This is a genomic window from Pseudarthrobacter sp. AL07, from assembly GCF_029960665.1.
In the GTDB taxonomy this organism is placed as follows: domain Bacteria; phylum Actinomycetota; class Actinomycetes; order Actinomycetales; family Micrococcaceae; genus Arthrobacter.
This window is the reverse complement of sequence record NZ_JASBRB010000048.1, coordinates 1-8,938: the sequence shown is the minus strand read 5'-3', so window position 1 is coordinate 8,938 and position 8,938 is coordinate 1. Positions and strand designations below refer to the sequence as shown.

The window sequence follows — 8,938 nt, the reverse complement described above, 5'->3', positions numbered from 1 at the left end:
GCCCTCACTACGGAGCTCGAAGACAACCAGAGCCGGACAGCCGAGCTTATCCAGGCCAGCGAGGCAGCGCCCCTCCTGGACGAGACCGGGATCGGCCCGGTTATCGCCGCAGTTGTGCTCACCGCATGGTCCCACCCCGGCAGGGTCCGCTCCGAGGCAGCCTTCGCCGCTCTGGCCGGGGTGAACCCCATACCGGCATCGAGCGGGAACACGACCCGGCACAGGCTCAACCGTGGCGGCGACCGACGCCTCAACCGGGCACTCCACCAGGCCACCATCGTCAGAATGACCCACGACCCCGGAACCCGCGCGTACGTTGAACGCCGCACCGCAGAAGGCAAGACCCGACGCGAGATCCGTCGCTGCCTCAAACGCTATCTCGCCCGCCATCTCTACCGGACCCTGAACACCCTCCACGCTCAATCCACAACGCCTTGACAGATATAGAAGAGTCGCTAAGGCGGCCGGGACAGATATTCGTCCAGGTTTCTTGGGCCGTCCGAGCGAGTTTCTTGCGCAGTCGCCAGACACGTTTGCGGCAGTGGGGCGAACAATACACCGCATCTGAGCGTATATTTGTCCGCCACTGGCCCCTTAAACAGGGTTTTTCCGCAACTAAGGCATTCCGTGTTGGTGGGCGCCAACACGGTGAAGATGCCGCGATCACCCGCTTAGCGCCAACCGCTGTACCGATGGTCCTCAAGGCCGGCCCCCACCATCCTGGACCTGTTCGGACTGGAACAGCCCACCAAGTGGCAGGGCCAGTCCTACACACCGGCGGTCCGCGGCGGTGGACTCGATTCCCGCCCCTACCTCGTATGGGCCACGGCGCCCACACCTACCAGCGTGCTGTCCGCACCCGGAGCCTCATTGACGTTGAGCCCGACCTCGCCTCGCAGATGAGGTCCAACCGGATGGAATGGCTCGGCTTCTACGCCGGAACCCCCGGCACCCTCCCCGACCCGATGCAGGGGGCGATGCAGACCGGTTCGACCCTCCACAATCGACTGGAGAAGTACTTGGAACACGTTCGCAACACAGGCCGAGGCCACCTCGCACAGGACCTCATGGAGCGGCTGTACCCGAACATCGGAGCAACCCACGATTCCTAGCGTGCGCAGGTTCCGGTCCGCGAGGAGGACCGCGCCGCAATGCGCAAGCGGAGTGCCGCGTCGATCATGGCCCAGGAGTAAGAGTGACGAGTGCAGCCCGGCCGGACATTTCAGCCGGTGGCAACGGCAAGAGTTGTTGCGCACCATCACGCCAACCCCTCGCCGGGACGGGAACAGGCGGCCGCGACCACAGGGCCTCGGCGGCACCCAGCCCGTCGCCTCATGAGGATGTCCAGTTGACCGGCGGCACGTTCGGCATGGGTGACGCGTTTGGCGAGGGCTACCCCGCCGACGGCGAAACGCAGGTGCACGAAGTGCATCAGGACGCGTTTCGGATCGACGCCACAGCCGTCACCGCCAGCATGTTCGCAGCATTCGTCCAGGACACCGGCTACCGCACCGAAGCCGAACAATACGGGTCCTCAGCGGTGTTTCACCTGCTCTCCACGTCCTCCGGCGCCGACGTGCTCGACGCCGCCGCGGGCGCGCCGTGGTGGCTGAACATCCGCGGCGCCGACTGGGCGCACCCCACCGGTCCGGCGTCGCAATGGGAAGACTTTCCCGACCACCCTGTGGTCCACGTGTCGCACAACGACGCGTCGGCGTACTGCGTCTGGGCCTTACGGCGCCTGCCCACCGAGGCCGAATGGGAACACGCAGCCCGGGGCGGACTCGACGGCAAACGCTATGTCTGGGGCGACGAGCTCACCCCGGGAGGCGAACACCGCTGCGATATCTGGCAGGGTAGCTTCCCGAAGACCAACACAAGAGACGACGGCCACCTCGGCACCGCCCCGGTAAGAACCTTTCCACCCAACGGCTACGGACTGTACGAGATGGCCGGAAACGTCTGGGAATGGTGCAACGACTGGTTCCTCCCCAAGTACTACCGCAACTCCCTTGTCGATAACCCGCAGAGTCCCACCATCGGCGCCGGGCGCGTCATGCGCGGCGGCTCCTATCTGTGCCACGACTCCTACTGCAACCGCTACCGCATCGCCGCCCGCACGTCTAACACGCCGGAGTCCTCCAGCGGCAACTGCGGCTTCCGGACAGTGGCGCTCGCGTGAACCCACAGCGCACAGCAGGGCCGAACGCGCATTAGGATGCAGGCAGGACCGCGACGCAAGGAAGGACACACCGTGACAGAGGAGCCGGACGCCCAGGACGGCGAAGGGCGGAGCGGCTTCTCGCGGCGGATCCATCGAGGCGGCACTGAGCCGGATCCCCGGTTTACCCTGGCCAACGAGCGCACCTTCCTGGCATGGATCCGGACCTCGCTGGCCATGCTCGCCGGCGGTGTCGCCGTCGAGGCATTCATGTCCGACCTGTTCGGCCCGGAACTGCGCAAGACCATCTCAGTGCTGCTGCTCGTCCTGGCTCTCGTGATCGGCGGAGGCTCGTTCTTCCGGTGGCTGAACGTCGAACGCGCTATGCGCCGAAAAACGCCGCTGCCGCTCCCCCTCATCGCGCCCATCCTCGCCGCAGGCGGTGCGCTTGTCGCCGCGATTCTGGTCGTCGTCGTCCGCCCGGCCTGAACCGTGACAACCCACCAGGACGCGTCCCAGCATGGTGACTCCGGCCTGCAACCCGAACCCACCGGTCTTGCCTGGGGCCGAACCACCATGGCAATGGTCGTCGCAGCAGCAGTCTTCCTACGATGGATGCCCCACCACGGCTGGTTCGTCGGCACCCTCGTCGCGGCCGCCGTTGTGACCGCCGTCGCCATCAAAGTCACACGCAAACGCCGCTTTCAGCGAGCCGTCCGCGGAATCAACCAGGAAAGCATGGCCCCGGACGTCGCATCGACGGCGGCCGTCGCAGCCAGCGTCGTACTACTCGCCCTGCTCGGAATCTACACGGTGGTCTTCCTGCCCTTGGAGCCCTGACACCAGGACTCCTGACGGTGATGGTTTGCGTGAGGCCAGGGCTGGTTCTTGATCCCCGATACCTTTTTAGTAGGCCCCCGCACGAGTAAGAACTGGGGTTGTTGGCGTGTCAGAGGGACCCGTGGGTCAATGTCCACACATTAAAAGGAAAACCCCTTCCGACGAGCGGGAATGCGTGCCCGAGGTGGGACTCGAACTGCATTCCAGCCCCCGCAAATCCGCCGTTCCCCCGAAAACCTCCGCGATCCGGCCCAGCCCGGCACCAATACGATCCGATCCGAAGCCCCAGGTGTGCACATTGTGCACCCACTTTTTGCCCGATTTGGCACGCTTAGATGGCCATCCGGTCGCGACACGTGACAGTCTTGCGCGCGATTTTGCTCCGGCAGAGAGAGCCAGCATCCCTCATATGACCGGCCCCGGATAAGCACAGCACTACGGTGCTGCCCTTATGCTCGAAATCGACGACCATCACAGCGGGGTACCTCCTTCTCCTACATCTCATGGAGAAAAGAACAGCAACCTGCATGACCGACAGTCCGGCCTTCCACGAAGTGAGCACGCACCGCCAACGGCGCAGCGAAAACCGCCACAGCGACTAGCGACCCCAACTCACTTCGCGGAACTGCGGCCGTTGAGCCGCCGGCACGGTCGACATCCTTCCACGAGTCCTTGGTAGGTAGATGAGTCAACAAAACCAGGGGCAGTCCCTTCGGCTGAGCATATCCGTCGGGGTGATGGGGTTCCTGCTCCTTAACCCATGACTGATCCGCATGACCTCGCCCTCCCCATCGGCTGCACAGATCTCCTGAGTGAGCTCAAGCACCGGGTCAAGACCGCGCGCACCACGGCGCTGCGGACGGTCAACACCCAGTTGATCGAGCTGAACTGGTCCATCGGGAACGACGTGAGGACACAGCAGGAGGGCAGAGCAGGAGGGCAGAGCTGGGGAGCGGAGTGACGAACCACGGAACGGGATGGGAGTAGCTAAGTAGTTACTCTAAAAGCGCGAAATTGCTGGTTGCGTCAAAGCACTCGCTTAGTCATATTAATGTTGAGCGGGAGACATTCCCGTTACGCCCTGCGCTTCGTAGATGGCGGTGGAGACCTTGTCCCGGAGACGGACGAATTCGGGTGCGGATCTCAGCTCTGCGCCCAGCGGTGAACCGTTCTCGTCACTGATGTTGATCGCCTCGTCGAGGATGATACGTCCTGGACGCGCACTCATCACCACTACCCGCGTCCCGAGGAAGATTGCCTCCTCGACACTGTGCGTAATGAAGAAGACGGTCTTCTTTCTTTTTCGCCAGATTTGCAGCAGTTCAACTTGCATGCGCTCGCGTGTCAGCGCGTCCAGGGCGCCGAACGGCTCGTCCATGAGGATGATCTCGGGGTCATTGGCTAGAACGCGCGCAATCTGGCAGCGCTGCTGCATGCCGCCTGAGAGCTCATAGGGTTTGCGGTCCATGAACTGCTCCAGCCCTACCATTTTCAGGTAGCGCTCCGCTTCGTCATGGCGAACGGACGCCGGGATCTTCCGGAACTTTGATCCTAACTCCACGTTCTTTCGCACGCTGAGCCAGGGATACAGGTTTGGCTGCTGGAAGACGACGCCGCGATCCTGCCCGGGCCCTGTGACTTGCTCCCCGCCGATGGTGACGGTGCCCTGAGTAGGGGTGAGAAAGCCTGCCAGCATGTCCATAAGAGTGCTCTTGCCACAGCCGGACGGGCCCACAATGCATACAAACTCGCCGGACTCAACAGTGATGGAAGTGTCCGAGACCGCGTGCACCGTGTCCCCGCGGTCCGTTGTGTAGCGCTGGGAGACGTTGTCGAGGACCACCCGCCGGCCTGCGATTACCGGGGGCGTACCCGAACCGCTGTTCACCGCTGTCATTTGGTGCCCACCTTGGAGATGGATGCGCCGTAGAGCCCGTCGGTATATGCCTGTTCGCTGCCCACTGCCGCGATTTCACCTTCGCCGTGGAGGAACTCAGCTGTTTTGTGCAAGTTAGTTGCGAGCTTACCTCCGAAGTAGTCGGGCCCGCTCTGCTCTTTTGCGGTCAAATATTTGAACCCATTGAACTGCTTTTCGACGTCCCCCGGGGCGATACCCAACTCGACGGCCACGGAGACCGCGGCTGCTTTGGGATCCTTGTTGATCAGTTCCACGGCATAGTTCTGGCTTCTGGTCCAGACGTCCATGAAGCCAGGATTCGCTGCTACAAAAGCACTGGTGGCACCCTCTGCATCGAACGTCGGGAACCCCGCCTTCGCAGTTTCACCGCTGCCGGTGACTACGGTCCCCTGGGCTTTGAGCTGAGTCAGCGTCGGGTCCCAGACCCAGGCTGCGTCGACCTCTCCGCTTTGCCACGCGCCGATCATCTTGTCAGGCGACAAATTGATAACTTTGACGTCCCGGGCGGAGTCCAGTCCCGCTTCCCTCAGAGCGTTGAGCAGGCTGTAGTGGGCAGTAGAGCTAAAGGGAACAGCGATCGTCTTGCCTTTTAGGGCAGTGATTGATTTGACGGACGTGTCCTTGGCGACGAGGGCCTCTGCGTCCCCAATGACATCATGGAGCCAAACCACCTTCATATCGATGTTCAAGGGAGCCGAAAGTGCCTTCGTAGCCGGGCTGGATCCGATCAGCCCCAAATCCGCAGAGTTGGAACCGAAGGCCTGCACGACATCTCCACCCGAGTCATATTTATTCCACGTAATTTTGGCGTTAGGCATGCATGCCTCGAGTACGCGCTGGTCCTTGACGATCAGGTCCCCGTTGGGGATGTGCTGATAAGCGATGCGTGCTGTGGCAGTGATGGATTCGTCCGGGGTAAACGGGCAGGACGAGGTTTCCGCGGTGCGCTCCTTCGCGCTGCCGCAACCGGAGAGAGTAATGGCCAGTACGGCGACCACGACGGCCGTGCGGCGTGTTCCGGAGGGAAGTTTCGTCATGATGGGTCCTTCTTCTGAGGGTGCGGATGGGTCAAATGCGGAACGGGACAGTTATGCTTTGCCGTGCCACGGAACGAGGAGTCGTCCGAGGTTCTTGATGAGGACGTCCAGGGCGATGGCAGCAATGCCGATGACGATGATGCACGCGATGGTCAGTGGTGTCTGCAACTGGGTACCAGAGATGTACGCCAGACCGCCAATACCGGGGATCCCGTTATTCAATTCGGCTGCCACCACGGTCGTCCACGCAAAGCCGACGGCAATGCGGATGCCGCTGAAGATCTCCGACAGACTGGAAGGCAGGATGACGTTCGTCAATACTTGCCACCGGGACGCGCCGAGCGATTGAGCTGCGTGAATCCGGTCCTGGCGGATTCCGCTCACCCCGGAAATGGTAGCCATCGCAACCGGTGGAAACGCGGCGAGGAACAACAACCAAATTTTCGAAACGTCTCCGATGCCGAACCAGACAATCAGGAGACCAATGTAGCCCAGCGGTGGCAGCGAGCGAAGGAAGTTCAAATATGGCTCAATGACCGTGTTGATGGGTTTAATAGTGCCCATGATGAAACCCAAGACCACGCCGAACACTATGGCCATGCCCACGCCGGCGCCGATCCGCTGCAGGCTGGCGATCAAGTGCTCCCACATGAAGTAGTTCTGCTCGCCGCAGACGAGACGTTCGGCTCCAGCAGCTACCGGGCGGCACGAGTTCGCCTGGACGGCAGCATCCCAGACAGCCCCGGGTGAGGGCAGAAACAGGGGCTTTATCAGGCCTGCAGCCGTCACGCCCCACCACATCAGCAGGAAAGCAGCAAAGACTGCGAGGCCGACTGCGGTCCGTCTCAGGCCAGCCGTCCGTGCACGATTTTTGGGCTTTATGCCGGGGGTGGAAATGCGCTTTTTATCATCGGGCGCGGTGATAGCAACGGTGGACATGGAAGCCCTTCTAATTCTTACGTCTCGAACGGCACAAAAGAAGTGGCAGAGATCCCTAAGCCCCATCGGATGTGAACGAGATCACGTTTGAGTGGTGGGATAAAAGTAGCCAACGTCTCGAATTGTGCATAGGACCAGGTGACAGGCAACAAAGGGGGCCAGCCCGCTGGCCCCCTTAGGCTGCAATTGCCAGCTGCACGGCCGGAGCGTTTATTGTCGTACTTTTACATCGACGACGGGAGAATCTTCGAGCGCATAGAACCCACGCTCTTTTTGCAATTGAGCATCCTCTTTTCTCAGTTGGCAAACACCACTCCGCCGTGATGCCGTGATGCCGTGATGCCGTGATGCCGTGATGCCGTGATGCCGTGATGCCAGATACTCAGGCCCGCAACCGGATGGGATCGCGGAAGCCTCCGGCTCGTAGGTGAACTGGAAGGTTTCTCAGCGTTTGCCCTCGTGTGTTTGGGTTGCCCCATGGCTGACCTGGAAACGTCGGGCATCAACTTTCAGGTCTCGTTTGGTTTCAGAGCACCGTGGCAAGTGCCTTGTCGAATAATTCGAGAACGAAGTCGACCTGGCTGTTGGTGATGGTCAAGGGCGGGTTGAACCTGAAGACGTTTCCTGCGGCGCTTCCTCGGCCAATGATCAGTCCATTGTCGCGGAGGCGTTCGTGCACGCGTTTGGCTTCCTCCGTTGCTGGTTTTGTTGGGTCTCCATCCTTGACGAATTCGACTCCGGCCAAGAGTCCTGACCCGCGCACGTCGCCGATAATGGGGTGTTGGGTTTGGAGTTCGGCGAATCCTTGCTGGAACTGCTGGCCACGCAAATGGGCATTCTCAATGAGGGCGTCTTCGGTGATGACTTGCAATGTTGCCCGTGCCGCGGCGACAGAGACCGGGTTAGAACCGAAAGTATGGAAGTACTTGTGGTTGGCGATCGATTCGGCAATTTCGCGACGGACGACGACCGCCGAAATCGGAAATCCATTGGCGATGCTCTTCCCAAGCACGATCATGTCAGGTTTGACGTTGTGGTTTTCGTAACGCCAGAACCCGCTTCCCGTGCGGCCGAATCCGGTTTGAACTTCATCGACGATGCAGACTCCTCCATGGGCTCGGGTCTTTTCGAAGGCTGCCTGGATGTAGCCCTCGGGCATTTCCACGACACCGCCAAAGCCCTGGATTGGTTCGATGATCATCCCGGCTATCCGGTCGTTCGTTGACGTTGCAAAGACCCGATCGATGTGGTCGATATACGGGTGTGTTTCGGGCCCAAGGATGCCCTTGAACCGGTCGGGATTCTCCAGGAAGGCGAAACCTGGGTCCAAGGGGGTTTGCTGCCTGAATGCGCCGATGCCGGTGGCAGCCATCGCCCCGGGCGTGATGCCGTGGTAGGAATTTCGGAGCGAGAGGATCTCGTGGTTTCCCGTGTGAACCCGGGCCATCAGGAAGGCAAGTTCGACGGCCTCGGCGCCGCTGTTGACCAGATGGACGACCCAATCGGATTCTTGGCCGTCCGGGAAGGTCCGGATCAGCTCCTCGGCGTAGAGCCCCGGTTCGCGATTGAGGTACATGGTGGTGCAGTGTTGGAGTTTCCTCAGTTGGTTCACCGCGGCCTCGGTGACGACCGGATGGTTGTACCCCAAGCTGATGCACAGGTTTTGGCCCAGGCAGTCAAGGTAGCGCTTGCCTGATTCGTCGAAGAGGTAGGTGCCTTCACCCCGGTCCAAGATCATGGGTTCGTCGTACGCGACCATGCCTCGATGCGCAGGGGTCAGGAAATTTTCCCTACGGTTGATGATGGCTTGTCGTTCACTCACGATTGCTGGCTCCTTGGCATAGGGCGTATGAACGTCGACTCGCCGAACACTCACCGCATCTGGACTCTTTGAAGTCTGCCCCTCCTAAACACATTCGTGAAGAGACACTATGCTCATTCGAGGGATCAAATGCGGGCAGTATGTCTACTGGAAGGTGGCATTGAGGTCTAATCCGAAAATGGAGGTGCGCTGAAGGCGGCTGGCGCGTAGGGATGTGCCCG

Annotated in this window: 10 protein-coding genes; 6 read left to right on the top strand and 4 right to left on the bottom strand. The window is 61.0% G+C overall.

The window, feature by feature from the left end:
• The 6 genes from QK290_RS17950 to QK290_RS17925 form a co-directional block, all read left to right on the top strand.
• On the top strand, nucleotides 1-438 hold a 438-nt coding region (locus QK290_RS17950), incomplete at its 5' end, for a transposase (protein WP_282332014.1).
• A gap of 380 nt (nucleotides 439-818) precedes the next feature.
• Complete coding sequence (locus QK290_RS17945; protein ID WP_282332013.1) at nucleotides 819-1,112, top strand: hypothetical protein; 294 nt, start codon at nucleotides 819-821, stop codon at nucleotides 1,110-1,112.
• A gap of 83 nt (nucleotides 1,113-1,195) precedes the next feature.
• A complete protein-coding gene (locus QK290_RS17940; RefSeq protein WP_282332012.1) occupies nucleotides 1,196-2,182 on the top strand; it encodes a formylglycine-generating enzyme family protein in 987 nt (328 codons plus the stop codon).
• 72 nt (nucleotides 2,183-2,254) lie between these two features.
• Nucleotides 2,255-2,650 carry a DUF202 domain-containing protein gene (locus tag QK290_RS17935; protein ID WP_282332011.1) on the top strand — a complete coding sequence of 132 codons (396 nt, stop codon included), beginning with the start codon at nucleotides 2,255-2,257 and terminating at the stop codon, nucleotides 2,648-2,650.
• 3 nt (nucleotides 2,651-2,653) lie between these two features.
• The gene (locus tag QK290_RS17930; protein WP_282332010.1) at nucleotides 2,654-3,001 is read left to right on the top strand and encodes a DUF202 domain-containing protein; all 348 of its coding nucleotides are present in this window, start codon (nucleotides 2,654-2,656) and stop codon (nucleotides 2,999-3,001) included.
• Nucleotides 3,002-3,761: 760 nt separating this feature from the next.
• A complete protein-coding gene (locus tag QK290_RS17925) occupies nucleotides 3,762-3,962 on the top strand; it encodes a hypothetical protein (RefSeq protein ID WP_282332009.1) in 201 nt (66 codons plus the stop codon).
• Nucleotides 3,963-4,049: 87 nt separating this feature from the next.
• Here the strand turns inward: QK290_RS17925 and QK290_RS17920 are convergent, their stop codons facing one another.
• The 4 genes from QK290_RS17920 to QK290_RS17905 form a co-directional block, all read right to left on the bottom strand.
• The gene (locus tag QK290_RS17920; protein WP_282332008.1) at nucleotides 4,050-4,898 is read right to left on the bottom strand and encodes an ABC transporter ATP-binding protein; all 849 of its coding nucleotides are present in this window, start codon (nucleotides 4,896-4,898) and stop codon (nucleotides 4,050-4,052) included.
• Nucleotides 4,895-5,956, bottom strand: coding sequence for an ABC transporter substrate-binding protein (locus tag QK290_RS17915; RefSeq protein ID WP_282332007.1), 1,062 nt, complete (start codon nucleotides 5,954-5,956; stop codon nucleotides 4,895-4,897). Before QK290_RS17915 ends, QK290_RS17920 begins: the two co-directional genes overlap by 4 nt.
• A 51-nt stretch (nucleotides 5,957-6,007) precedes the next feature.
• Nucleotides 6,008-6,895, bottom strand: coding sequence for an ABC transporter permease subunit (locus tag QK290_RS17910; RefSeq protein ID WP_282332005.1), 888 nt, complete (start codon nucleotides 6,893-6,895; stop codon nucleotides 6,008-6,010).
• A gap of 526 nt (nucleotides 6,896-7,421) precedes the next feature.
• Nucleotides 7,422-8,717 (bottom strand): aspartate aminotransferase family protein, encoded by a 1,296-nt coding sequence (locus QK290_RS17905; RefSeq protein WP_282332004.1) that lies wholly within the window; start codon nucleotides 8,715-8,717, stop codon nucleotides 7,422-7,424.
• Between the last annotated feature and the right edge of the window lie 221 nt (nucleotides 8,718-8,938).

Excerpts from the sequence above, each read along its gene's own strand:
- QK290_RS17945 (WP_282332013.1), top strand. The coding sequence starts at position 819 with ATGGGCCACGGCGCCCACACCTACCAGCGTGCTGTCCGCACCCGGAGC.
- QK290_RS17925 (WP_282332009.1), top strand. The coding sequence starts at position 3,762 with ATGACTGATCCGCATGACCTCGCCCTCCCCATCGGCTGCACAGATCTC.
- QK290_RS17920 (WP_282332008.1), bottom strand. The coding sequence starts at position 4,898 with ATGACAGCGGTGAACAGCGGTTCGGGTACGCCCCCGGTAATCGCAGGC.
- QK290_RS17915 (WP_282332007.1), bottom strand. The coding sequence starts at position 5,956 with ATGACGAAACTTCCCTCCGGAACACGCCGCACGGCCGTCGTGGTCGCC.
- QK290_RS17910 (WP_282332005.1), bottom strand. The coding sequence starts at position 6,895 with ATGTCCACCGTTGCTATCACCGCGCCCGATGATAAAAAGCGCATTTCC.